Annotated in this window: 24 protein-coding genes and 1 tRNA gene; 10 read left to right on the top strand and 15 right to left on the bottom strand. The window is 36.2% G+C overall.

Annotated elements, in window-relative coordinates; translation table 11 throughout:
• The first annotated feature begins 102 nt into the window (after positions 1 to 102).
• Both pta and L2B55_RS07930 read left to right on the top strand, forming a co-directional pair.
• Positions 103 to 2,196, top strand: a complete 2,094-nt coding sequence (gene pta, locus L2B55_RS07935; RefSeq protein WP_237850014.1) for a phosphate acetyltransferase — start codon at positions 103 to 105, stop codon at positions 2,194 to 2,196.
• A 30-nt stretch (positions 2,197 to 2,226) separates the two neighbouring features.
• The gene (locus L2B55_RS07930; RefSeq protein WP_237850013.1) at positions 2,227 to 3,429 is read left to right on the top strand and encodes an acetate/propionate family kinase; all 1,203 of its coding nucleotides are present in this window, start codon (positions 2,227 to 2,229) and stop codon (positions 3,427 to 3,429) included.
• 35 nt (positions 3,430 to 3,464) lie between these two features.
• Here the strand turns inward: L2B55_RS07930 and L2B55_RS07925 are convergent, their stop codons facing one another.
• Positions 3,465 to 4,820: a pyridoxal-phosphate dependent enzyme gene (locus tag L2B55_RS07925; RefSeq protein WP_237850012.1), complete on the bottom strand. Its 1,356-nt coding sequence runs from the start codon at positions 4,818 to 4,820 to the stop codon at positions 3,465 to 3,467.
• A 216-nt stretch (positions 4,821 to 5,036) separates the two neighbouring features.
• Between L2B55_RS07925 and L2B55_RS07920 the strand changes: the two genes are divergently transcribed.
• A complete protein-coding gene (locus tag L2B55_RS07920) occupies positions 5,037 to 6,851 on the top strand; it encodes a glycosyltransferase (protein ID WP_237850011.1) in 1,815 nt (604 codons plus the stop codon).
• 74 nt (positions 6,852 to 6,925) lie between these two features.
• Here the strand turns inward: L2B55_RS07920 and L2B55_RS07915 are convergent, their stop codons facing one another.
• The 7 genes from L2B55_RS07915 to L2B55_RS07885 form a co-directional block, all read right to left on the bottom strand.
• A complete protein-coding gene (locus tag L2B55_RS07915) occupies positions 6,926 to 8,899 on the bottom strand; it encodes an OmpA family protein (protein WP_237850010.1) in 1,974 nt (657 codons plus the stop codon).
• A 178-nt stretch (positions 8,900 to 9,077) separates the two neighbouring features.
• Positions 9,078 to 10,712, bottom strand: a complete 1,635-nt coding sequence (locus L2B55_RS07910; RefSeq protein ID WP_237850009.1) for a PorP/SprF family type IX secretion system membrane protein — start codon at positions 10,710 to 10,712, stop codon at positions 9,078 to 9,080.
• A gap of 15 nt (positions 10,713 to 10,727) precedes the next feature.
• Positions 10,728 to 13,301, bottom strand: coding sequence for a T9SS type B sorting domain-containing protein (locus tag L2B55_RS07905; RefSeq protein ID WP_237850008.1), 2,574 nt, complete (start codon positions 13,299 to 13,301; stop codon positions 10,728 to 10,730).
• A gap of 365 nt (positions 13,302 to 13,666) precedes the next feature.
• The gene (clpX, locus tag L2B55_RS07900; protein ID WP_237850007.1) at positions 13,667 to 14,908 is read right to left on the bottom strand and encodes an ATP-dependent Clp protease ATP-binding subunit ClpX; all 1,242 of its coding nucleotides are present in this window, start codon (positions 14,906 to 14,908) and stop codon (positions 13,667 to 13,669) included.
• Between the two features lie 61 nt (positions 14,909 to 14,969).
• A complete protein-coding gene (gene clpP / locus L2B55_RS07895) occupies positions 14,970 to 15,677 on the bottom strand; it encodes an ATP-dependent Clp endopeptidase proteolytic subunit ClpP (protein WP_237850006.1) in 708 nt (235 codons plus the stop codon).
• Positions 15,678 to 15,978: 301 nt separating this feature from the next.
• Positions 15,979 to 17,325: a trigger factor gene (gene tig, locus L2B55_RS07890; protein WP_237850005.1), complete on the bottom strand. Its 1,347-nt coding sequence runs from the start codon at positions 17,323 to 17,325 to the stop codon at positions 15,979 to 15,981.
• 243 nt (positions 17,326 to 17,568) lie between these two features.
• Positions 17,569 to 17,757: a hypothetical protein gene (locus tag L2B55_RS07885; RefSeq protein ID WP_237850004.1), complete on the bottom strand. Its 189-nt coding sequence runs from the start codon at positions 17,755 to 17,757 to the stop codon at positions 17,569 to 17,571.
• Between the two features lie 148 nt (positions 17,758 to 17,905).
• Here L2B55_RS07885 and L2B55_RS07880 point away from each other — a divergent pair, with 148 nt between their 5' ends.
• Positions 17,906 to 18,151 carry a hypothetical protein gene (locus L2B55_RS07880; RefSeq protein ID WP_237850003.1) on the top strand — a complete coding sequence of 82 codons (246 nt, stop codon included), beginning with the start codon at positions 17,906 to 17,908 and terminating at the stop codon, positions 18,149 to 18,151.
• A gap of 166 nt (positions 18,152 to 18,317) precedes the next feature.
• Here the strand turns inward: L2B55_RS07880 and L2B55_RS07875 are convergent, their stop codons facing one another.
• From L2B55_RS07875 to L2B55_RS07865, 3 genes are all read right to left on the bottom strand, one after another.
• Complete coding sequence (locus L2B55_RS07875; protein WP_237850002.1) at positions 18,318 to 18,473, bottom strand: hypothetical protein; 156 nt, start codon at positions 18,471 to 18,473, stop codon at positions 18,318 to 18,320.
• A 208-nt stretch (positions 18,474 to 18,681) separates the two neighbouring features.
• Positions 18,682 to 19,002, bottom strand: coding sequence for a helix-turn-helix domain-containing protein (locus L2B55_RS07870; protein ID WP_476749662.1), 321 nt, complete (start codon positions 19,000 to 19,002; stop codon positions 18,682 to 18,684).
• Positions 19,003 to 19,027: 25 nt separating this feature from the next.
• Entirely contained in the window at positions 19,028 to 19,399 is a 372-nt protein-coding gene (locus L2B55_RS07865) for a hypothetical protein (protein ID WP_237850000.1), read from the bottom strand.
• A gap of 19 nt (positions 19,400 to 19,418) precedes the next feature.
• Between L2B55_RS07865 and L2B55_RS07860 the strand changes: the two genes are divergently transcribed.
• The 6 genes from L2B55_RS07860 (at position 19,419) to L2B55_RS07835 (ending at position 21,806) form a co-directional block, all read left to right on the top strand.
• A complete protein-coding gene (locus L2B55_RS07860) occupies positions 19,419 to 19,997 on the top strand; it encodes a leucine-rich repeat domain-containing protein (protein WP_237849999.1) in 579 nt (192 codons plus the stop codon).
• A 10-nt stretch (positions 19,998 to 20,007) separates the two neighbouring features.
• Positions 20,008 to 20,208 carry a hypothetical protein gene (locus L2B55_RS07855; protein ID WP_237849998.1) on the top strand — a complete coding sequence of 67 codons (201 nt, stop codon included), beginning with the start codon at positions 20,008 to 20,010 and terminating at the stop codon, positions 20,206 to 20,208.
• Positions 20,209 to 20,246: 38 nt separating this feature from the next.
• Positions 20,247 to 20,414, top strand: coding sequence for a hypothetical protein (locus L2B55_RS07850; protein WP_237849997.1), 168 nt, complete (start codon positions 20,247 to 20,249; stop codon positions 20,412 to 20,414).
• 179 nt (positions 20,415 to 20,593) lie between these two features.
• Complete coding sequence (locus L2B55_RS07845) at positions 20,594 to 20,842, top strand: hypothetical protein (protein ID WP_237849996.1); 249 nt, start codon at positions 20,594 to 20,596, stop codon at positions 20,840 to 20,842.
• A 1-nt stretch (position 20,843) separates the two neighbouring features.
• On the top strand, positions 20,844 to 21,383 hold the full coding sequence (locus L2B55_RS07840; RefSeq protein WP_237849995.1) for an N-acetylmuramidase family protein: 540 nt from the start codon (positions 20,844 to 20,846) through the stop codon (positions 21,381 to 21,383).
• Positions 21,384 to 21,395: 12 nt separating this feature from the next.
• Complete coding sequence (locus tag L2B55_RS07835; protein WP_237849994.1) at positions 21,396 to 21,806, top strand: hypothetical protein; 411 nt, start codon at positions 21,396 to 21,398, stop codon at positions 21,804 to 21,806.
• Positions 21,807 to 22,241: 435 nt separating this feature from the next.
• Here the strand turns inward: L2B55_RS07835 and L2B55_RS07830 are convergent, their stop codons facing one another.
• The 4 genes from L2B55_RS07830 to L2B55_RS07815 all read right to left on the bottom strand — a co-directional run bounded on the left by L2B55_RS07830 (position 22,242) and on the right by L2B55_RS07815 (position 25,070).
• Positions 22,242 to 22,940, bottom strand: coding sequence for a hypothetical protein (locus L2B55_RS07830; RefSeq protein WP_237849993.1), 699 nt, complete (start codon positions 22,938 to 22,940; stop codon positions 22,242 to 22,244).
• A gap of 69 nt (positions 22,941 to 23,009) precedes the next feature.
• Positions 23,010 to 23,552, bottom strand: coding sequence for a hypothetical protein (locus L2B55_RS07825; RefSeq protein WP_237849992.1), 543 nt, complete (start codon positions 23,550 to 23,552; stop codon positions 23,010 to 23,012).
• A 579-nt stretch (positions 23,553 to 24,131) separates the two neighbouring features.
• Positions 24,132 to 24,213 (bottom strand) — tRNA-Leu (locus L2B55_RS07820).
• A gap of 50 nt (positions 24,214 to 24,263) precedes the next feature.
• A complete protein-coding gene (locus tag L2B55_RS07815; RefSeq protein ID WP_237849991.1) occupies positions 24,264 to 25,070 on the bottom strand; it encodes an ABC transporter substrate-binding protein in 807 nt (268 codons plus the stop codon).
• Between the last annotated feature and the right edge of the window lie 56 nt (positions 25,071 to 25,126).

Below are 25,126 nucleotides of genomic sequence, written 5' to 3'. Positions count from 1 at the left end.
TTTTAACCTGATCAAAGTCATTGGTCAGTCGTATTTTTTTAGCTATCTTCCATTCACTTAATCATTATCCGATTGAACAACTTTCATAATTCTTAAACACTTATGACTAATGCTCTTTACATTGCTACCTCAGAACCCTATAGCGGAAAATCAGTTGTGGCCTTGGGCCTAATGAACATGCTTTTAAGCAAGGCCAAAAAAATTGCCTACTTCAAACCCTTTGTTGATGATGACCCTCAAAAAGGGAAAAAAAACAGTACCATTGAAACCATTCTAAAATATTTCGACCTAAAGCAAAACTATAGTGAGACATATGCTTTTACTCGAAATGAAGTGTTTCACATGATCAACCTTCATAAAGAAGCCGAAATCATTGACTCCATTATAAGAAAATACAAAGTACTTGAAGAAAACTATGATTTTGTACTGATTGACGGCTCAGACTTTATAGGAGAAGGAACTGCCTTTGAGTTTGATTTAAATGTTTCAATAGCAAAAAACTTGGGCGCTCCAGTAATATTTGTGCAATCGGGAGAGAATGAAACAGCATTTGAAACATCTGCTGCTATTCGAACAGCATGCAATAACTTTACTGACAAAGAAGTACAGGTATTAGCCGTAATTGCAAACAAAATTCAATCAACTCAGGCATTTGAATTAACAACACTATTAAAGGAAAACCTTCCTTCGAAAATAATCAAATCCGTTATTCCTGAAATAAAGGAACTTGGTAATCCAACCATGCAGGAAATCCATGAAACGTTGAATGGAAAGCTTCTTTTTGGCGAAAATAAATTAACCAACCAGGTAGACAGCGCCATAGTGGGGGCCATGATGATGCGTAATTTCTTAACTCGATTAAGAGAAAACACACTGATCGTTACTCCAGGAGACCGAGCCGACATTATAATCGGTGCTTTACAAGCCAATATATCAAAAAACTATCCCCCGGTTGCAGGCCTGGTTTTAACAGGTGGATTACTTCCTGACGAACCAGTTTTAGACCTTATTGATGGGTTAGACTCTAAGGTTCCGATTATTGCCACCGATAAAGGCACATTTGAAACAACTAATAAAATTGGCTCAATTCAATCTCGTATCTACCCGGATAATGTAAAAAAAATTGAGCTAGCAATTAACACCTTTGAACGCTATGTTGATACTCCGGAACTCGACCAGCGCATAGTTACCTTTGAACCTGAAGGAATTACCCCTCGCATGTTTCAATACCAACTGGTAAAGCGGGCCAAAACAGCAAAAAAACATATTGTTTTACCTGAGGGGAATGACGACAGAATTCTTACAGCTGCAGCCCGACTGGTAAGTCAGGATATCGTCGACTTAACCATTATAGGAGATAAATCAGAAATACAAGCAGCATTTAAGCGTCTGGCAATAAATACAGATATTACCAAATTCAACATTACTACACCATCTGAATCGATTCATTTCCAAGACTTCGTTGAAACCTTTTATGAACTACGTAAAGATAAAGGCGTGAATATAGATATGGCGAAAGACTTGATGAATGACGTTTCTTATTTCGGTACGATGATGGTTTATAAAGGACTGGCTGACGGAATGGTTTCAGGAGCGGTTCACACTACGCAGCATACAATTCGTCCGGCTTTACAGTTTGTGAAAACCAAACCGAATGTTTCAGTCGTTTCTTCTGTTTTCTTCATGTGTTTGCCTGATAGGGTTTCTGTTTTCGGAGATTGCGCAGTTAACCCCAACCCTACCGCCGAACAACTCGCAGAAATTGCTATTTCCTCTGCAGAGAGTAGCCAAATGTTTGGCATCGACCCTAAAATAGCAATGCTTTCTTACTCATCAGGTACGTCCGGTCAGGGAGAGGAAGTTGAAAAGGTTCGTAAAGCCACGGAAATCGTAAAGCAAAAACGCCCGGACTTAAAAATAGAAGGTCCAATTCAGTACGATGCAGCAGTTGATCCAACTGTAGGTAAACAAAAACTGCCCAACTCTGAAGTGGCAGGGCAAGCAAGCGTATTGATTTTCCCTGATTTAAATACTGGAAACAATACTTATAAAGCCGTACAACGTGAAACTGGAGCTCTGGCCATAGGTCCTATGTTGCAGGGATTAAACAAACCGGTTAATGATTTAAGCCGGGGCTGTACCGTGGATGACATTTTCAACACTGTAGTAATAACCGCAATTCAAGCTCAGCAATAGCCTATTAATAAATAATTCACAATTCTTGAAATGAAAGTATTCGTCATAAACTCAGGAAGTAGCTCAATAAAATATCAATTATTTGAAATGCCCTCCGCAAAAACCATTTGCAGCGGTCTAGTTGAACGGATTGGATTAAACAATTCGGTTATTACCCACAAAATATTTACACAGGGAACCGATGAAATAGTGAAAGAAAATTTAGACTTAAATGATCATGCAGAGGGATTAAAAGAAGTAAAGGCCCTACTTACCGATCCTGACTATGGGGTTATTCAAAATCCTGAAGAAATTGAGGCTGTTGGACACCGGGTAGTGCATGGTGGAGAACAATTTGCTGTAACAACAGCTATTACTCCCGCTGTAAAGGAGCAGATAAAAAAGCTTTTCCCGTTGGCACCTTTACATAATCCTGCAAATTATGTTGGTATTGAAGTAGCTGAAAAAATATTTACCAGTGCACAGCAGGTTGCCGTTTTTGATACAGCTTTTCATCAAACCATGTCAGAAAAAGCCTATCGCATTGCAATCCCTAATGAGTTTTATCTTAATTACGGAATTAGAGCTTATGGATTTCATGGCACCAGTCATAAATATGTTTCCGAACAGGCAGCTATCTATTTGGGTAAAAAAGACGCTAAAATAATTACCATTCATTTGGGGAATGGTTGTAGTATGACCGCAATAAATGCCGGCAAATGCATTGACACATCAATGGGATTAGGCCCAATGAATGGCTTAATAATGGGAACTCGTTGCGGAGACATTGACCAATCTGTAATATTTCATTTGGTTAACCAGCTTGGATATGATTTAGACCAGGTAAACACCATACTGAACAAAAAAAGCGGCATGATAGGCTTAACTGGTTTTAGTGACATGCGAGATATCACGCTAGAACTGGAAAAAGGCAGCCATGATGCAAAGATTGCTTATGAAATGTATGCTTATCGGATACAGAAATACATTGGTATGTTTACGGCTGTTCTAAACGGGTTGGATGCAATCGTGTTTACCGCTGGAGTTGGAGAAAATGATGCCTTGATTCGAAAAATGGCATCGGAAAACCTTGATTACTTAGGAATTCAAATAGATGAAGAAAAGAATAAGCAACGTGTTAAGGGAATTCGGGAAATTAACCAATCAGATTCAAGAGTAAAAATATTGATTATCCCTACTAATGAAGAACTTGAAATTGCTAAAGAATGTTATACATTATTAAGTCCGAAATAAACAGGGGCTGAAGTTGAATTTCAGCCCCTGTTCGTTTACATATGTGTAATAATATCCTGCTGGGTAATGATATGATAAGAACCATCGTCCAGCTTCACTAATACAGCCTTATTACCATGGTTAAGGTATTTGGTCACTTTCTTAATCGAATCATCGCCACTTACTTCTGGCAAAGCAGGAAGCATGACATCTTCAATTAATTTATTAGTCGTTAAATTATCTCCAACCATTAATCGGAATAAATGACTTTCATCCAGAACCCCGGCAAATTCGCCATCTCGCTTTACAGGAATTTGTGAGATGCCGTATTTCTTCATCTTTTCTATAGCATTCGAAACCGGCTCGCCCGACCCTATTGTAACCAAAGCGGCCGGATGATCTTTCACCAAATCTTTTGCAGTGATAAACTCTTCCTGCAAGAAACCTCGCTCGCGCATCCAGTCATCATTAAACATTTTACCTAAATAGCGAGTTCCATGATCATGAAAAATAACTACAACAAGGTCATCTTTCGTAAGCTGATCCTTTAATTGTTTCAGTCCTGCAATGGCCGCACCTGCAGAGTTTCCAACGAAGATTCCTTCTTTTTTTACAATCTCTCGGGTCATCAAGGCCGCGTCTCTATCATTAACTTTTTCAAACAGGTCAATTACATCCATATCAACATTGGCAGGTAAAAAATCCTCTCCTATACCTTCTGTTATGTATGGATAAATCTCATTTTTATCAAAAACTCCTGTTTCCTTGTATTTTTTAAAGACAGATCCGTAAGTGTCGATCCCCCAAACCTTAATATTTGGATTCTTCTCTTTTAAATACTTTCCGGTACCGCAAATAGTACCACCTGTTCCTACCCCTACAACTAAGTGAGTAATCTTCCCTTCTGTTTGTTCCCAGATTTCAGGCCCTGTTTGCTCGTAATGAGCTTTTGTGTTAGAAAGGTTATCATATTGATTAGCTTTCCATGAATTAGGCGTTTCATTAACCAATCGGGTTGAAACTGAATAATACGACCTCGGATCTTCAGGATCAACATTGGTAGGACACACGATAACTTCGGCACCAAACGCTTTAAGAGCATCCACTTTTTCTTTCGACTGCTTATCGGTGGTTGTAAAAATACATTTATAACCTTTTATAATTGCAGCCATGGCCAACCCCATACCAGTATTCCCAGACGTGCCCTCAATTATTGTATAGCCAGGCTTAAGCTTACCTTCCTTTTCCGCATCTTCAATCATCTTTAAAGCCATGCGGTCTTTAATAGAGTTACCTGGATTAAAGGTCTCAACCTTTGCCAAAACTGTGGCCGGTATATCCTCTACCAATTTATTTAATTTTACCAATGGCGTATTACCAATGGTTTCCAATATATTATTGTAATAACTCATCTGTTAATTGATTGCATTAGTTTACTAAATTCCATAAAATCGACACCATTATCAAATTATAACATTATATCTTTTGCAATAACTGAACTCAAGAATAAAATTAAAACTGAAATAATTATTTTGATATTCATTATTGTAAACGCACATTTAAGTATATTGACTAAAATTTAATCCTGATAGGATCAACTTAACCTAAAACAAAAACACTTCTTCAAAATGCAGCAAAACAAGAGTCTTTTGGTTGAAATTGCCTGGGAAGTATGTAATCAAGTAGGTGGAATATACACTGTAATCCGGTCAAAGGCGCCGGCAATGGTTGACATGTGGGAAGACAACTATTGCTTAATTGGACCTTTATTTCCAGGTAAAATGCCAGCCGAATTTGAAGCCACCACCAAATATGATGATGCTTTTGGTAGGGCCGCACTTAAAATGCAAAGTCTCGGATATGAAGTTCATTACGGCACTTGGCTTGTTTCAGGAAACCCCAAGGTCATTTTAATCAATTTCGCTCCTGTGTATTCTCGTTTACACGAGGTTAAATATTTTTTATGGGAAAACCATCAAATTGATACGGTAAATTATGATGAATTGGTAGATCAAACCATTGCCTTTGGAGATGCTGTTAAAATTTATCTGGAATTTCTAGCACAACCTGGTACAACTACCAAAAAGATATATGCTCATTTCCATGAATGGATGGTTGGAAGCCCTATACCCACAATTAAAAAAATGGGGCTCCCTATTAAAACTGTATTTACCACCCATGCAACTCAATTAGGACGCTATTTAGCAACCACCACTCCTCGGTTTTATGATATATTACCTGGCATAAATTGGGAACGAGAAGCCGTTAGGTTCAATTGCGTATCTAAGGTCTTGCTTGAACGATCTGCTGCAAAAAATGCTGATATTTTTACTACTGTTAGTGAAATAACGGCTTATGAATGTGAAGTTTTAGTAGGTAGAAAACCTGATGTAATTACACCAAACGGAATAAATATAGAACGATTTGTCGCCTTACATGAATTCCAAAACCTGCATTTGGAGTACAAACAGAAAATTCACCAGTTTGTAATGGGGCATTTTTTTCATAATTATTCTTTCGATCTTGAAAACACCCTATATTTCTTCACATCTGGCAGATTTGAATATGTAAATAAAGGATTTGATCTTACAATTGATGCAATTGAACGATTAAATAAAAAAATGCAGCGTTCCGGAATTGATGTAACGGTTGTAATGTTCATTATTACTAAGCAAGATTTCTATTCAATTAATTCCAAAGTATTACACTCACGTGCACTAATGGAGGAGGTTCGGGATACATGCACAGCTATCAGAAAGCAAATTGGAGATAAACTTTTCTTAGCTTCAGCATACAACCCAGATAAAAAAATGCCACAATTAAATGATTTTGTGGATGATTATTGGAAACTACGATTAAGAAGAACACTGCTGAGCTGGAAAAATGAAGAGTTACCATACATTGTCACACATGATTTAGTTGACAACCATAATGATCAAATTGTAAACCACCTTAGACGCGTTCAATTGCACAATGCTAAAAACGATAAAGTTAAAGTTGTTTATCACCCCGACTTCATTTCCCCTACTAACCCTCTATTCGGTTTAGAATATCATCAATTTCTTAGAGGTTGTCATTTGGGTATATTCCCAAGTTATTACGAACCGTGGGGCTACACACCCTTAGAATGTGTAGCAAGTGGTATACCTACGGTTACAAGTGATTTATCAGGATTTGGGGATTATGTATTGAGCAACTTACCTAATGAGGAGTCTCATGGGATATATATAGTTCGACGAAGGCATAACGACTATTCAAAATCAGCAGAGTCTTTGGCTAACATGTTATTCTCATTCGTTCAATTAACCCGCAGGGAGCGGATTTCTCAACGAAACATGGTGGAAAGTTCTTCAGAGCATTTTGATTGGAAATATCTTTCAAGATATTATAAAGATGCCTATGATCTACTTATTAAAGAAGAGGAAAAAAATATTTCAAAATAGAGCAAGACAGATTTTCAATAACAAAAAAATCCGGCTTATGGCCGGATTTTTTTTGTTATTGAAGCTCAATCAAATTATTTGCTTGAAGCAATAGCACTTACTTTTGTCACTTTAAATTCTGTACGACGGTTCAAAGCATGTTCAGCCTCCGAACAATCAGCAGCGTTATCGCACATTACAAGAGGTTTGGTTTTTCCGTAACCCTTAGCAATAATACGTGTAGCTGCAATTCCTTTAGTAACTACATAATCAACTACAGCTTGGGCGCGTTTCTGCGACAATGCTAAATTGGTAGCAGCATCACCTCTTGAATCGGTATGAGCACCAAGCTCTACAATAATCTCAGGGTTTTCTTTCATAACACCCACCAAATTATCTAAATCATTTTGAGATTCAGCCGTAATGGTAGCCTTATTAAAGTCATAATAAATGTTATTCAAACGGATTGAACGATCCAATACAATTGGGTCAAACTTTAAGTCTGATTGCAACATGTCAGGGCGCAGTTGATCTCCTGTATTGAATAATTGTTTTGAAGCGAAATAGTTATTCTTCTTCATCACAATCTCATATTGACGATTTGGCTTTAACGGAACTTCGTAATCACCTTTATCATTTGATTTATAGGTATTGGATGTTTTGCTAGCCAAATCAATTACAGTAATCGAAACATTGGTAATTGGCAAACCGGTCTCATTATTGATTGTACGCCCTTTGTAATAGTATTCCTTTTGGAACTGAGGCATTACACAAGTAAACTGATAAATATCGTCAGCACCTTTTGAGTCAAAACGATCCGAAGAGAAGAAACCTTCTAATTTAATTTTATCAGCATTCTCCGGAACACCTGATATCTTAGTAACCACCAAACTGAAATCATCCTGAGGTGAGTTAATCGGATAATCTAAACGAATAACGTCTTTCCATTCTTCTTTTGAACGAGTAGCACGGTAAATGTCCAATCCTCCCATACCAATACGGCCGTTTGAAGAGAAGAACATTACATTATCATTCATTAAAGTAGGAAAACGCTCATCACCCTTACTATTAATGCCAGGACCAGCATTCTTAAATGCGCCCCACTCCCCATCAGTACCCATATCGCAATAGTAAATGTCTGTACCTCCGTAGCCACCTAACATATCAGAAACAAAGTATAAACGACTACCGTCTGAAGTAACGGCAGGGTCTCCTACTGAGTATTTCAAAATTGAGTTATGCTTAAATGGTTTAGCTTCTTTCCAAGCTTCAGACATGAATATCTCTAAACGCAAAACTGGTTTAGTACCGGTTTCTGGAGTATTTACAAAACGAGTACGAGTAAAGAATACTGTATTCTGGCGCTCATTGAATGCAGCACCTGCAGTATGATATTCACCATTGAAGAAATCAGAGAATAAGGTTGGAGTTCCCCAAACATTTTTCTCAGGATCACTTTCTACATAGAAAATCTTTAAGAATGGACGACCTGTCCAGCCATAAAGTTTCTTAGAGTTTTTATCAATTGTTTTTTGTTCCCATGGACGGTCAGAACTGAACACGAAACCATTACGATATTTTACCAATCCCCAATCCGAATAAGGAGTACTCAAAATATCAAGAGACTTTACTGTAGCCTGAGTTTGAGGGTTATTCATTTGATACAGAGCACTATCACAAGAAGCTTGTAAAAACTGTGACTCGAATAATTTACCATTAGAATAACGGCCATACAAATAAAAGGCTTGCTTAGCATCAGCGTATTTACCATTTCTTACCAAAGCTTCACCATAAGTAAGGTAATTCTCTGGATTTTTATTGTCTGCAGCAATTAATTTTGCCGCCCAAGTTTCCCACTCTTTATAACGATTGGTTCGTTTATAACACTCAACAATTCTTTGAAGAATTGGTACTGTTTTGGTTTGTTCAAAGGCTTTTTTGTAAAGTTCTAACGCAGTAGTATAACTCAACTGCTCAAACTCCTGATCGGCCTTATCAACCTGTGCGTAGGTCATCTCTGCACTGCAGATAAAACCTACTATTGTTAAAATACCTAAAAAACGTTTCATATGACCCTAAGTTTATTTAATTGCCAAAATATATATATAATTCCTTTTTCCAAATGGTTAAGTTAGATTATAATCACATTATCTAACCAAGAGTAAATCATAAAAAACTGAACCACAATAATTTCTATTAAATAATTAACATTTAATTGTTAATAAAATCATTAGTCTTCACACAACATTAGAAGTATCGTGGCGTTACCATTGCACCTTTTTGACGCTTAAGTTTTTTGATACGCTTAGCCTCTTCTTTTTCAGCTTTTTTCCGTTCCTCACGTTGCTCAGGTGTTTCCACTTCCTTAGCCTTTTCTTCCTTCATTTTCTCCGCTTTTTCTTTGGCTTTTTCAGCATCTTTCTCTTTCATTGCAGCGCGCTCATTTTCACGTGCAGCCTCTTTTTCTTTGCGCTCTTCCTCACGTTTGGCGTCCTCCTCTTTACGTTTTGCATCTTCTCGTTCTTTCGCCTCAGCTTTAGCTCTTGCCTTGGCTTCAGCACGTTCTCGCTTGGCTTCGCTTGCACGTAATTCAGCTACCTGTCTTTCTTCTTCTTTTATACGCTTAGCTTCATCATGAGCTTTACTTTCCTGAGCTTTAGCTTCTTCATTTACCTTAGGTTGAGGAACTTCTACCTTTTCCTTCTCTTTAACTTGTTGTTCTATAACTTTCGGTTCTTCTTTTTGCTTAACGACTTTCTCCTCAGCAGTTTTCTGCTCTTTCTCTTTTCTTTCTTGTTCCTTTTGAGCGGCCTTTGAAGCTTCTTGTTCAGCACGAGCTTTTTGCTTCGTTTCTTTCTCTGCTGCCTTAGCTTTAGCTTTTTCTGCACGTTCAGTTACACCTTGTACATTTCGTGGAGCCGGTGCACGCTCGGGTATAATATCCTTAACATCCAAGCAATAACTTAATGAGACTTCATGGGAACTAGCGTTCAAATCTTTTACAGCACTCAATGACATATCAAATGCATAACCAACCCTGAACTTTTCGCCTAAAAACAGTTCTGTCATTAGAATGGCTGCATTGGCATTGTATAAAGGTTGATTAGGTTGTTTATTGATGAGTTTGAAACTATTTCTGTAAGCACCTCCTACCCAAATTTTATCGTAAAACAGGAAAAATGCATTCAAATCAAGTGTTGAATAACCCTTTATATCTTGTTTTAATAAAAATGAAGGTTTCATAACCACATTTTCACTTAAAGGTAAAGCAACACCTGAGGTTAAATAAACCTGGGTGGATTTAGGTGGAGAAATCGTACTTAAATCGTAATCCTTTTTCAAATAAGGTGATAATAGATTATTGGCTGATAATCCCATATAAAAGCGTTCGGTATTATAGAATAAACCAAACTTTAATTCAGGACTGAAAGAACTGGATGCGTTACCAGAGTTCAGTGGATCTCCTGAATCATCCAGAATATTTTTCGAACCATTAAATGCTGAACGGTAAAAACCTACACCTAAGCCAAATGCCAAATGTGATTCATCGTTAACCTGTAATCTGTACGAATAGATTCCGAATGCAGACAGATCATTGGTATTTCCAATTTTATCACTTGCTACTTGAAAGCCCAATCCCATTGTGTTATCATACATTGGAGCATCCAGGGACAGAGTCATTGTTCGGGGTCCTCCATCGAATCCACTCCATTGCATTCTATAAAAAGAATTTATGTTGAGATTTTGCTTAAAACCGGCATAAGCAGGATTAATGTACAAGCCATTAAACATATATTGGCTAAACTGTGCATCTTGCTGAGCCCAAACTTTAGTGGTAAACAAAAAGCACATGAAAACTAGAAGTTGTAGTTTTTTATTCATAAAACACCATTACATTTAACCACTTATTCTACTTCTCATTAAAGTGATAAAACCTTTATATACTTTTATTTTATTCCCAACCGTAATTTTTAGCACATAGAAATAAGTTCCTTCAGCTAATCCCTCGCCATTCCAATTGTTCTGATACTCTTTTACAGCATATACCCTATTTCCCCATCTGTCCATAATTGTTAACTCGTTATTAGGAAAACTAACAATATTTGGAACTTTAAACACGTCATTATATCCATCACCATTAGGAGTAATCATATTAGGAACATGCGCCGCATCAATACCAAATACAACCTCCCTAATTACTGCCTTTGAACGGTTATTTGACAAATCTGCGTCAACGACCTGCGCCGAAATAAAGGCTTCATTTATTAGATTGCGATTTTCAAGAGGTTTAGCATTAATCCTAAGTTTTACTTCCTCCTTATCAGCTAGTTTATCAATCTCCCATTTTATAATCTTTTTAACAGGATCATAATCAACAAAACCTACATCTGTTTTATATGAAATATATTCCAAATTATCTGCCAATGTATCAGTCACTACAATAGCCATTGCGTCTTGAGGACCTTTATTGATCGCCTTTATGATAAACTGAACAGCATTCTGAACATCATCACTAATGCCTCCAGTTTTTTCAATTGCCAAATCAGTGTTAGTAGTAATTGCGATGAGGTATTTTTCACTTGTTGAGCTACATGCCCCAGAAGTCACGGTTCTTCTATAATAAACAGGAGCTGATTGTGCTGGAGGTTGGTAATTCAGTTGGTTATTAATACCAGAAGCAACAACCCAGTTATTTTGTCCACCCTCACTTTTCTCCCATAAGTAATTGTAGGTTCCATCTCCTCCTGTTGGCAGAGACCCTGCAATAGCAGCAGGTATACCTCCTGACGGAATTACTTGTGGTTGAGATAATATTGTATTATTATCAAGTGCAACCGGAGTAACTAAAAACACTACAACATTACTCGTATCACGGGTGGTTCCGGCAATTGCAATCCGGCGGAATGATACTTTTTGGTTTAAGTTTGAAGGATCAAAGTTTTGTCCTGTTGCGTCAATAATGTTTGACCAGCTGTTGTTATTAAAGCTCTGTTGCCACTGGTAGGTTAATACATTAGTTGCAGCAGTACCAGTTATAACGCTTGGATCAACAGAGGACAATCCACAATAGGAAACTGTAGGGGGCGCTGTTATTTTATTATTAGAGATAGCACCTGAAGGCAAAACCGTAACCTTTATACTATTACTTTCTGAAGATGGACAAACTCCCGATCCAATCTTCCGATGAAAATACGTGGTTTGAATCAACGGCTGAGGCTGATAATTTTTACCTGTATTAGCTCCAGGAGCAGAAGTCCAGCCTGTTAAACCATCGGCGCTTTGCTCCCATCTGAATTCAAATACGTTCCCACTTGGAGTAGGATCACTTCCTGTAATTAATTGCGGCTGAACACCGGCCTTAACATCAGCAATAGGATTTATAACATTATTACCAACGCCATCAGGGTTGATAATAATAAATACGATATTACTGTTATTAACTACTGTTCCTGATATAACATCACGCCTAAAACGGGTTGTTCTGGTAAGTTCAGGCGGATCATAGTTCTGCCCAACAGCTCCGGGGATATTGGTATAGGTGGCACCACCATCAATACTTTGCGTCCATTGATAAGTAAAGGTTGCCCCTGTAGTTACAGAAACCTGCGCGCCAGCTATTTCCTTTGGATTAAAACTAGCTATACCGCACTTTTCATTTTCCAAAGGTTGAATAATGGTATTGCCAGAAACAGAAACCGGAACTATTGTTACTTTAATTGTATTACTAACGAAAACAGGACACACTCCCATTCGCACGCTCCGTCTATAAAAAGTGGACGTAGTTAATGCTGTTGGCTGATAATCTCTTCCGGTAAAGGCCCCAGGAACTAATTGCCATGTAGAGCCGTCTTTGCTTTGCTCCCATACAAACTCATAACTTACACCGTCACCACCATTAGGATCCGATCCAATAAGCTTCTGAGGGGTAGCTCCGGAAACGATATCCTGATTGGTTAAAATAGTATTATTTCCAACAGAAGTACTAGCAATGACAATTCTTACAACATTACTTATGTCCTGGTCAGGGCCATTAATGGCAACTCTTCGATACCATGTGGTTTTAGTTGATACAGGAGGATTGTAATCTCGTAAGGTTACGCCCACATCTGTCCAGGTTACTCCTAAGTCAATACTTTTTTGCCAATTATAAGTTGTGCCTGCAGGAGATGCATCCGACCCTACTATCAATCCTGAATCAAATGAAAAGCCATTACAAATTCCATAAACCGGAGGTTGTATGATGGTGTTATTACTTATTGGTGAAAAGGTAAAAGATTCCCCAGGTAAAAAAGATGCATAAATTAACCTATGAACGTTTAGCCTTGATTGTACTTTAAAAGGCAAAGCAGCTGCCTTCCAATTGCATAATACAATTAGCAAACAACTCACTAATGCGGATAACCGTATTGTGAAACCGCGGTCGAATTTCATATGGTCGGGTTTGGTGTTTAGTTTGTAAACGTTTCCCATAAGTAAAATGATTAGATTTTCATAATGGGAATTGTTTGACAGGGTTTAACTGTCAGTTTTTGTAGAGAGAGGAAAGTTAGATAAGGTAATTATAACAAAACGCTTTTTGAAACCGAAATTTTACAAGCAATTTTTATTATTAAGCAAATATATTAAATAATGATCAATTCCCATCTAAATGTATTTACAACTAAAATAATTTAATTTTTCATAATAAAAAAAAGTTAATCAAGTTTAATAAAAATTCAACTTTAAGGAATAAAGGCAGATAATGAGGTTTAAAATACGGTTTTCAACCGATTATTAAGCAAAAAAAAAGAGAACCGAATAGGCTCTCTCTTAAAACTAATATCAATGGAGATAATTTAAGCGGCTTTCAACTTTTTCAAATTGGCCGATTTCTCAAACTTATCTTTAGCATAATCTAATGTAATCACTAACTCGCTCACATTTTCTTTTGATGGTAGCTCAAACATATGATCAATCATAATTGCTTCACAAATTGAGCGCAAACCACGAGCTCCAAGTTTAAACTCCATTGCTTTATCAACAATATACTCCAATACTTCATTTTCAAAAGAAAGCTTAATGCCTTCATATGAAAACAGTTTGATGTATTGCTTAATCAATGAGTTTTTAGGTTCTACTAAAATGGAAAGCAAAGTAGCCCTGTCTAAAGGATTTAAATAAGTTAATACAGGTACTCGACCAATTAGTTCAGGAATTAATCCGAAACTTTTTAAATCTTTAGGAGTAATGTACTGGAGCATATTGTTCTTATCGATCTTTTCTCCGTGTTTCTTAGCTCCATAACCTATTGCCTGGGTTTGTAAACGATTTGCGATTTTTTTATCGATTCCATCAAAGGCTCCACCACATATAAATAAAATGTTGCTGGTATTAACGGCAATCATTTTTTGGTCTGGGTGTTTACGACCGCCTTGTGGAGGTACATTTACAACTGTTCCTTCTAAAATTTTCAAGAGCGCCTGTTGCACACCCTCTCCTGACACATCGCGAGTAATGGAAGGATTATCACTTTTACGAGCAATTTTATCTACTTCATCAATATAAACGATGCCTCGTTCCGCAGCAGCCACATCATAATCAGCGGCTTGCAATAAACGGGTTAAAATACTTTCAACATCTTCCCCAACGTAACCTGCTTCAGTTAAAACAGTAGCATCACATATACAAAACGGAACATGCAATATTTTGGCAATTGTTTTTGCCAATAACGTTTTGCCTGTTCCTGTTTCACCCACCATCAGGATATTTGATTTTTCAATCTCAACTTCATCCTTATCCACCTTTTGGTTTAAACGCTTATAATGGTTGTAAACAGCAACAGCAAGCACACGCTTAGCATCATCCTGTCCGATTACATATTGATCAAGATGCTTCTTTATCTCAATCGGTTTAACAAGATTTAATTCAAGCTGCGCTTTTTTTGCTTTGTTTTGAACGGTTTCTTCGTTCAAAATCTGATAACCTTGCTCAAGGCAACGATCACAGATATGCCCATCAATTCCTGCAATCATTAAAGCAACATCTTGCTTTGACGAACCACAGAAAGAACACCTAACGTCTTTTTGATTTTTACTCATTATCTGATATTAGATTTCAGGGAGACAATTCTATTAATTGCCTCCCTAAAATCATACTTTATTATTTAATATCCTTGGTTGAAGTCAATACTTCATCAATCATACCAAATTCTTTGGCTTCTTGTGCAATCATCCAAAAATCACGGTCAGAAGATTCCCAAACCTTATCATAAGTTTGTCCACTGTGTCGAGCAATGATTTCGTACAACTCTTTCTTCAATTTACCAATTTCACGAGCTGTAATTTCGATATCTGATGCCTGACCTTCTGCCCCACCCATTGGTTGGTGGATCATTACACGAGAGTGCGCTAAGCCAGCACGTTTACCTGCGGCTCCGGCACATAAAAGTACGGCTCCCATTGATGCTGCCATACCGGTACAAATTGTTGCAACATCCGGCTCTACAAATTGCATAGTATCGTAAATTCCTAAACCTGCATAAACAGAACCGCCCGGACTGTTCAGATATAATTGAATATCACGCTTTGCATCTACTGACTGCAAAAATAACAACTGAGCCTGAACAATATTTGCTGTAACATCATAAATCGGATCACCTAAAAAGATAATACGATCCATCATCAAACGTGAAAAAACGTCCATTGAAGCTACATTCATAGGGCGTTCTTCAATAATATAAGGCGTAATGTTAGTTGGCAGCTTACGATTTTCAACACGTGAAATAAAACCGTCAACAGCTAAACTATTAATACGATGGTGCTTTACAGCATATTTACGAAATTCGTTTTTATCGATTCTGTCTTTCATGAAATATAAAATTAGATTTTTTTAATGATATCATGATACTAACAATCAACAGCTTACTAAGATTTTAACAGCATCTGATTAGCTATTGTCGTTATTTCATTCTTATTTCTTGTTGAAACGAATATAATCAAATATCATACATAAATGATGATTGATACTGTAAAGTAAGGGGTAAACAGTTAAGCACAAGCCCCATAGACCAACAAAACCCTATTTATCAATAACTTATAAATAAAAAAGAAATCTGCCATTTACATGACAGATTTCCCTATATTATGACAATATGACTAACTCGGCAGAATTATTTCAATTCTAAGAATGATTTGTAGTCAATTGATTTCTCTTCAGCTGAAACTGTGTTTTTCAAGAATTCGAAAACTTTGTTACTGCGAACCTCATTGTACATTTGAGTAGCACGTTCGCGATCTGAAAGGAAGTTATGAGCATACTCGTTCAACTGAGCATCGTCAATTGGAGTTGGACTGTACATTGCAAATTGAGTAGCAATACGTCCTTTAGCAAGAGCAACAACTTCTTCAGGTTTAATTTCAATGTTATTAGCTTGAAGAACTTTATTTTCAATTAACGACCATTTAAGGTTTTTCTCAAATGAATCATAATCTTTCTCCAATTCCGCATCAGATAACTTCTCATTGGTAGCTTTTAACCAACGTTTTAAGAAATCAGAAGGAAGTTCAAATTTGATATTAGCTAATGCATATTCGTAAATATCATTTGAAAACTTACGATCAGCATTTGTTTCCATTTGTTTTTCGATCTCTTCTAAAACATAAGCGTTAAAGCCATCTTCATTCGTTACGCTACCATCAGGGAATACTTTATTAAAGAATTCCTCATTTAATTCAGCAGGCTCTAAGCGGTTTACGTTTTTAACCGTGAACTGGAAGTTACCTTTTAACTCTGTAGCTTCTTCCTCACTAATATTTAACAAGTTATGAATCAGGTGTGCATTGTTTTTGTAAGCTTTCTGTATATCAAAACTTACTACATCATCCTTTTTCAAACCTACTAATGACTTTTTAATTTTAGCATCTTCAACTAGTTCGATACGTAAAGATGCATTATTGTCAATACCACCTTCTAAAACAGAACCATCTTCAGCCAACTGCACAAACTCACCATATAAACTGTCGTTATCAGAAGAAACTTCAGGATTAGTCATTTTACCATAAGCACGTTGTAAGCTTTCGGTACGACTTTTAATTGTTTCTTCGTCTGCAGTAATTTTGTATTTGGTAAATTTATCTTTTGAAGAAAATTCAGCTTTAAATTCAGGAGCCAAACCTAATTCATAGCTAAATACAAACGAATCTTCAAAATCCCAGTTGTATTTCGCATCCTGATCAACCTTTGGAAGTGGCTGACCCAAAACCTCCAATTTGTTGTCAGCAATATAATTGTTCAACGAATCAGAAAGCAAATTATTGATCTCATCAACCAAAATGCTTTTACCGTAAAGCTTTTTAATATGAGCGGCAGGTACCATACCCGGACGGAATCCTGGCATTTGTACTTTTTTACCATGCTCTTTAATAGCTTTTTCTACTTTAGCTTTATAGTCTTCAGGCTTAATGTTGATAGTAACTATTGAGCTTAAGTCGTTGATTTTTTCTTGGGTGATATTCATCTTAAAAAAGAATTATTTTATTGACCTTAAGGTTAAGTATTTAGCAATACTGTTAGTTTAAATTAAAAATCCTGCGTCTAAGCGGCGGCTTAAATACCTGTGCGAAAGAAGGGGAAACTGCTCCTTTGTTTTCGTCCGCATCCAACCGCTTTTTTGGAGGTGCAAAAGTAGTTTTTTTATTTAAACTTTCCATTTTTTTATTAAAAATGTGTCCCTTATGTGTCCTTTTATTATAATAAGAATCTACACTTTAGTAAAGTCATCAATTGTCCTGTTAAATGCATCATGTAACTGATCTAAATATTGAATATTATTAGAATAAATAATACCCGTAAAGATGGTATGATCTCCCTCAACAGTCCCATCTAGCTTACCATACAATTTACCGTAATTATTCTTATCAAACATGGATTGCGGGTATTGCAATATCATTTTTTGCAATGTTGTGTACGGTGTATTTGAATCAATTAAAAGCAAAAAAGAATAGATTAATATTTCGAAAAAAACATAACCATAAATAACACTAAATGAAAAACTTGGCACTTTTTATGTCTTAATTTTCTTTCTAAAATCAGAGCATATGAAAACTACTATTGAAGTACCTACGGAACTAGTTGGTGTATTAGAACATGTATTAAGACACTACAGTTATGCTCTACAAAAGCATCCACAATTCCCTGATTGTTTAGTACATCAAGCTGCAATTGTTGCAGAAGAAGCTGGTGAATTATTGCGTGAGGCAAATAATAAAAACCAGAATCTGGCACGCCACGAATGTACTCAAACGGCCGCAGTAGCATTGAGAATGTTAACAAAACTTAAATAATCGATGCATGATCTGTTATACTTACTTTTCATGCCCCCCCTTTTAGCACCATACTTTTTAAATCGAATACTCCTGTGGAGTATTTATGCCAAAGGATTGTAAAGACTGGATATATAAGTCGAAGTGTTTACAGAGCGCGTCGTAATTGATAGAATCTACTTCTATACTATAAGGCTTTGCCGAGCTTAATTCCATTTAATTTCAATTCATCAAACTTTCCTTCTCTCACCAATTTTTGGACATATTTCTTACGTTCCATCATTGCTTTGATAACAACAGCTGCTTGTGAATTTTCTGGAATATTTATTACTTGGTTTTTCATAAATAAATATAAATGGCTTATTTATAATGCAAAATTCGACATTTTTAAAACAAATAAAATATTGCTTTTATTTTTCTTAACTTTTAAGCATGAAAGATACCACCCTAACCCTTAACAATTTTCCTAGTTTTTTTTAACCATCATTATTTGTGGATAATCTGGAGCAAAGTGGTTCTTCGCCACTTTTGGTGAAAAGTATATAAATTAATTACACTTTATTTATCAATCCGCACTTCTTTTCAAATGTAATGCCGACTTTCTCAAGCAGATTGTATACCTGAGCCTTCTGATACTCTAATCCATATTCATTTTTGATCCATTTCACCAGAAGGGGGCCGGTCCATTTTTCCAATGATAATCCGTGCTGGTTGGGGCTTTCCAAGAGGACTAATGACTTAATTCTCTTTAGTTGATCTTCCGATAGGGCACTGCGCCTACCTCGTCCTTTTCGATCTTTCAATCCTTCAATCCCTTCTTTTTCGTATCGATGCACCCAGTTGGTTATCTGCCGTCCGCTTTTACATTTTATAAGAGAAATCTAATTCTTTTCGAATTTATTTTTTTATAACATAAGCAATGTAATGTAGATTTTTTTGAGGATCTATCAAATCGTCTCCTACCCAGGCTTCAAAAAGGTCTTCATTATCACAATCTTCAGGAAAAATCTCTCCACGTCCAGGCACTTGGAACCAGTTGATTTCTAATTGTAGTGAGGAAACAATATAAATAGCATCTCCTTTCTTATAGTGGTTCAATGGAAATTGGATTTTCCAATTTTTAATAAAAGTGCAAATATTATCTACATCGTAGTCATTTTTATATGGGAAGTTTTCGATTGTAGTCGGTACTTTTGATAGGTCTCCTATGAAAACTCGAGGATGCCAAAAGCCTACTGGCTCATATTCTAACTGATAGCTGATTGTCAAGTATTTCTTGTCATTGGTAATGGGAGACAATCATTTTGGAGCAGGGCCCCTGCCTTCAAACTTTAATCAATTGGTCAATCTAACCTCATTGACTATTTACTCAACCAACCATACTCAGTTTCCAACGGTTGTAAACACTATTCCTAGTTTAAAGTCTTATGATCATGGATTTTCAAATGCACTTACTGGATGGGGTAACCTTGCTACATTGGTTAATCTCGATACACTTTCAATACCTGGAGGTATAAATCTAACCCCTGTGCTTCCTGCTTATCTCTCATCGCTAACGAAACTTAAAACGCTTGCTTTAAGGCGTTTTGGGACAACTCCATCCAATAAATTAGATACACTAATCAACAATCTATATGACTTTGTATCGACAAATGCAGCCATGACTGGCGCCAATAGCCTTCCTTTTCGCGGGATGAATATTAATGTATCAGTAATTTCAATAGGAGATGCAACACAAACTCCATCTGGCATCAACCAACAGCCAGCAGGCTATGTACAAGGTATTAGTAATGGAACCCCTGCAACTCCGAAAGAAAAGATATGGGTAATGGTTAATCAATACGGACACATTTGGATAACTAAATAATTAAGAAAAAATGAACAGATATTTAATAAGGTGGGCAAATTTCAGCGTGTATTCAATTAGCGCGGCACCAACTTCAGGCATCACGTATGTGGCGGATGATATTCTTATAGCAGCGGATTTACTTGCTGCAAAAATTGGTTTAACAGCATTGGGCATCGACTGCACTAAGATCGACGAAGAAATTGCTAACCCTACAATTCAGTTTAATTAATGGGCATTCCTCCATACCTCATATCGGTCATTTTAAGTGTGCTAGTATTTGTTTTTGCACAGGTGGTAATGCATTATCAAAGCATTAAGCAAGCGCAATCAATAGGACATTGGTGGAGAATCATTAATATCAATTACAAGTTAATGGCAATTAGCCGGGATATGTATGCTAATGTTTGGGGTAAGGATATTTTAACGCTACTCTAAAACGTAAAGACGGGTACAAGTTTGGAAACCGAAAAGAAACCATTAGCAGTGCATTAGGAAAGAACTTGGTTAAAAACACTCTCACTAAAATGGGTAACGCCTTAAATCGGGTTTTAAACCGATTTGAAAAGAATCATAGTGTAAACAGTATTGATAAACTAGTATAACACATAACATAAATGAACAACATCTTACTACAAGCAGCTGAAGTATTACCGCCTGGCATTTTAGAAAAGTTGGGTGATCAGCTTTTTTCCATCATCATTTTGGTTGCTGTCGCATACCTTTTTTGGAAGCAACAAAATAAGCTTTCAGAGAAAATGGAAAAATACATTGAAGAAGATCGAGCACAAATGCTTGAGGTAATCGAGAAAAACACCAAAGCATTTGAGCGATTGGATGATTTGATAGGCAGTAGAATAAAGTAACATGAAACTCATTGAACTAAACGATATAGCTGAATTAGCCGTATCAAACCACCTTGAACCATCGGCATTAATGGCAGTAATAAAGGTAGAAGGATCAGGTAAAGGCTTTGATGCTTCTACCGGCAAAATTTTAATCCAGTTTGAACCTTATCATTTCCAGCGTTACACAGGAAATCGTGTTGCTAACGGTGTGGAAAACCAGCCTAAAGAATGGATCGCATTTAATGAGGCATGGAAACTGGATAAAGAAGCGGCCATGCTTTCTACATCCTGGGGAATGATGCAGGTAATGGGTTTCAATCATAAGGCGGCTGGTTTTCAGATTGTGGATGCTATGATAGATGCCTTTAAAGAATCTGAATTTAACCAGGTCAAAGGAGCAATTAATTTCATTAAGTCAAATCCGGCCATGTTCAAAGCCTTACAGATAAGAGACTGGGCAACTTTCGCACGTGGTTATAACGGTCCGTTGTTTAAGAAGTTAAATTATGATAACCGCCTGAAAGATGCTTATCAGCAGTCAAAGGAATTGTTTAATTAATTAGTCTATACTATGCGATTATTGACTATATGGTCTATACTAGCCTTTTTCCTGATCTCAGGAATATGGTCTTGCGGCTCCCGTGAAAAGTTAAAGCAAACCAGCACTTCAGATAGTTCGTATTCCAGAAAAGAAGTAAACCATTTCTTTTCTTTTGATTCGGCAAGTGTGAGTAAAAACCAGGTTAATTATGAACGTGAAGTTCAGGAGTTTGAAAGCTTTAGAGATGCTGATGGAAAGGTAAAAGCGGTATTAAAAAATCAACTAAAGAACGTCTTTCCAACTCAAAGGAAAACAGAATGGAGCAAAAAAGCAGCATTCAGAATAACCAAAGCGAAACAAAGGCTGACGTTCAGAAGAAAGGTAGTTTTAAAGGTAAACAGGCAGATACTACTGCTGGTGCAAATATTCCGAAAAGTTTAGGGAACTGGATAGGTTTTTGCTCCTTAATAGTAACACTTGGGATACTGATCAAATTCGGGCTAAAACTCAAAAAGAATAAATCTTAATTATCATTTAGGTTTGGTTTAATTGTATGAAAATGCCTGGCTCCCGCTGGGCTTTTCATTTTCCTAATAATAAAAAAAGCAGCATATTCGTATTACAATCTGGTTCCCAACCGTGTTTTCATAGGTAGATGTGGTCTCATTCTTAATTGGATGGGGATTTTTTATGTGCGTCATCCATGGCGACAAGCGTCTCAGAACAGTCCTGCAACCATTAAACTATAATAAACAACTAAAAAATAAAGGCAGTCTTCAGAAACTGCCTTTATATTAAATAATAAGATATTAGGTGTTGTTATAAATATCCTTGAAAATGTTAATCGATTTGGATATAAGTATTCTTTGTTTTTGTTTAATTTTTTTGTTTTTTTTCCCATGCATCAAAAACCTGGATCTCATTTTTTGTAAGATTCTCTGGTTTAATTTCTAATCTTACTGAGGTCATTGATCCTGAGACATTCTCAATTCTATCTACTCTGGCCAATGTGCCATATTTTTTATCAAATAATTTCATTATAGGTAAGCCTGTCACCTGGTTCTTTACAAAGTAAGTGATTGTTTTGTCGGTTGGTTTTTTATGTATGCAGAATTTATATAATTTATTGTCTATTAAAGTATCTGCAAAAGCGGTTTGCTCATTAATACCATATGTTGATGGACTCATACTTTTTTGTAAACCAACTAATCCAATTAGTTTGTCTTCCCACTTTAAAGATTCGGCTTTTGTAGCATTACTTGAAAAACTTGTGTACCTGTCGCATTTTCCAGAAACAGTATTAATAAAATAGAAAGAAGAATCTTTAGAAATCACAGTTTCCAAGTTGCCTACTTTTACATTTTTTGTCTGGATATATTGTTCAATTATAAAATCTTTATAATACAATACTTTTGTATTAGGAATTAAAGTATTTTGCTGTTCTTTATTAGTTTTTGTATCAAAAAAATAATATTTCACAATTAAAGTACCATTTTTAGGCGGTGTTTTTAAAGGCTGAGAATGACAACCATATACTACAAAACAAAAAAATAGAAATCCGTAAAATTTAAACATAAAATAAGATTATATAATAACGAATTAAAAAATAAAGCAAAGACTTTAAAAATCTTTGGTTTTCTATACTTAGTAACGAAATCCCCTCTTTATATCCTCTATGGTACAAGCAGTAGATCTTTCTTTGATTGAAGAATACTGCAATGCACCATCCTTATTAACTGTAAGGACTCCTCTCAAATAAACAACTGCGCTATAAGATCCACGTTGATGAAAATGTTCCAGTTCTGTCCAATTTACATAATTATTAAAACCTAATAGAACGGAGTACAAGTGCTCGCTATCTTGAATTCTTTCGTTTCCATATTGGGTATAAAGTACAAATCTTTCATAAGAATCAATATACCAGAGACATTGACTTTGCGTCCATACTCCCCAACGGGCTCGATATGTTTGGCCATTAGGATCTTCTGCATCAATTTGAAAACCTCCTACCTGTCCACTATAATATTCTCTTTCAGTTTGAAATTCATACCCCTCACCACAAGATGCGAGTTCTTCAGCAGTAGGGTCTTCAGTAGATTCGACATTTTTGATAAAGTTATTTTTTCGAACGGGATATTTTTTATTAATGGCTTCCCTCCTTAAACTATCATTCGGTAATCCATCCAAATATTTGACAAAAGCTTTTAACTCTGATCTTTTTTTTCTGATATAGAAACCTTTAAATCACTGAGAGGTTCTTTTTCACATGAACTTAAAGTTGATAATAAAATCAATAGACCACAGGAATAATGTAAAATTTTCATAATAATACTATAGGTTAAATATGTGTGATTTTTTCATACGCAAAACAATCTTTTATTTCTAACACAAAAATGGATTATATAGCTATTTTGATGGATTGTCCAACTAATTGATGGATTAATACATTGTTTTAATAGATTATCTATTTAATTTTATTGGCCGGCTTTGGTGAATTAAATTCTAAATAAAAATATTAGAAAAGATGCATTGCCATATGTATTGAGAGGGTGGATTACCCAGAGCTGGGGATCCGGTTGTTCTTTATGATCAACTAGTTGGAAATAGTCAGAAACACCTTCGGGAATAATCAGATGAAGAAGGGCTTGAAAGGAATCGTGCATAATAAGTTCTTACCCCACAAAAATCAACTTTTCCTTTTTGAATGTGTCTATAATGTGTCCATAATGTAGAAAAGCAGCCTTTTTGGGCTGCTTTCTATGTTTGTGCGGAAGAAGGGACTCGAACCCCCACGCCTCGCGGCGCCAGATCCTAAGTCTGGTGCGGCTACCAATTACGCCACTTCCGCGTTCCCTTGTGTGTTTCGGGACTGCAAAAGTAGAAATCTTATTTTAATTCTCAAGAAAAAAATGAAATTTTTTGAAAATAATTTGAAGCGTACTGTAAACGGCTGCCATACCAACTGAACATTTCTCCATCTACCAGTAATACCTGAGCTTCAGGCAGCATTTTTTGAATCTCATTAACATGCTTATCCTTAAACGGATACGGCTCTGATGATAAAAAAACCAAATCTGGGCTAGCCTTTTTTAAGTCCTCAAATGTAACCTCAGGATAGCGCTCCTTCTCAGAAAAAATATTTTCCAAACCTATTAAGGAAAGTATATGATCAATAAATGTATTGCTTGCAGCAACCATATATGGATCCTTCCAAATAAAATATGCTACTGAAAGAGGTGATTTTGAACCCACAGGTCCAAATAAGTTTGTGCAAGTCAAAAACTCATTTTTAATTTTCGTTGTAAGCGTTGTGGCTTCTATTTCCTTCTCCACTAATTGCCCAACTGCGGTAATCATTTCCACAGCATCATCCAAGGTATGTATATCACTCATCCAAACCGGGAACTCTTTCATCAATTGTTCAATTTGTTCTTGCAGGTTCTCTTCTTTATTACCTATAATTAAATCAGGTTTTAATGCTCTAATCTTCTCAAAATTAATGGCTTTAGTACCCCCAACTTTGTCTGTAATTTTAAATTTATCAGTAGGATGAATACAAAATTTAGTTATACCTACCACTTCTTCATTGAGTCCGAGTTCAAAAAGAAGCTCTGTTTGAGAAGGAACAAGTGAAATAATCCGACGTGGAGGATGATTAAATTCAACGATTCTACCCATCTGGTCGGTAAATTGCTGTAATGTCATTATTTTAATCTGTTTAAACGTCAAATTTCTTATTAAACAAGTAAAGAACATAAAGT

Source organism: Solitalea lacus (assembly GCF_022014595.1).
GTDB lineage: Bacteria > Bacteroidota > Bacteroidia > Sphingobacteriales > Sphingobacteriaceae > Solitalea > Solitalea lacus.
The sequence above is the reverse complement of the archived record's forward strand: the minus strand, read 5'-3'. Positions and strand labels throughout refer to the sequence as shown.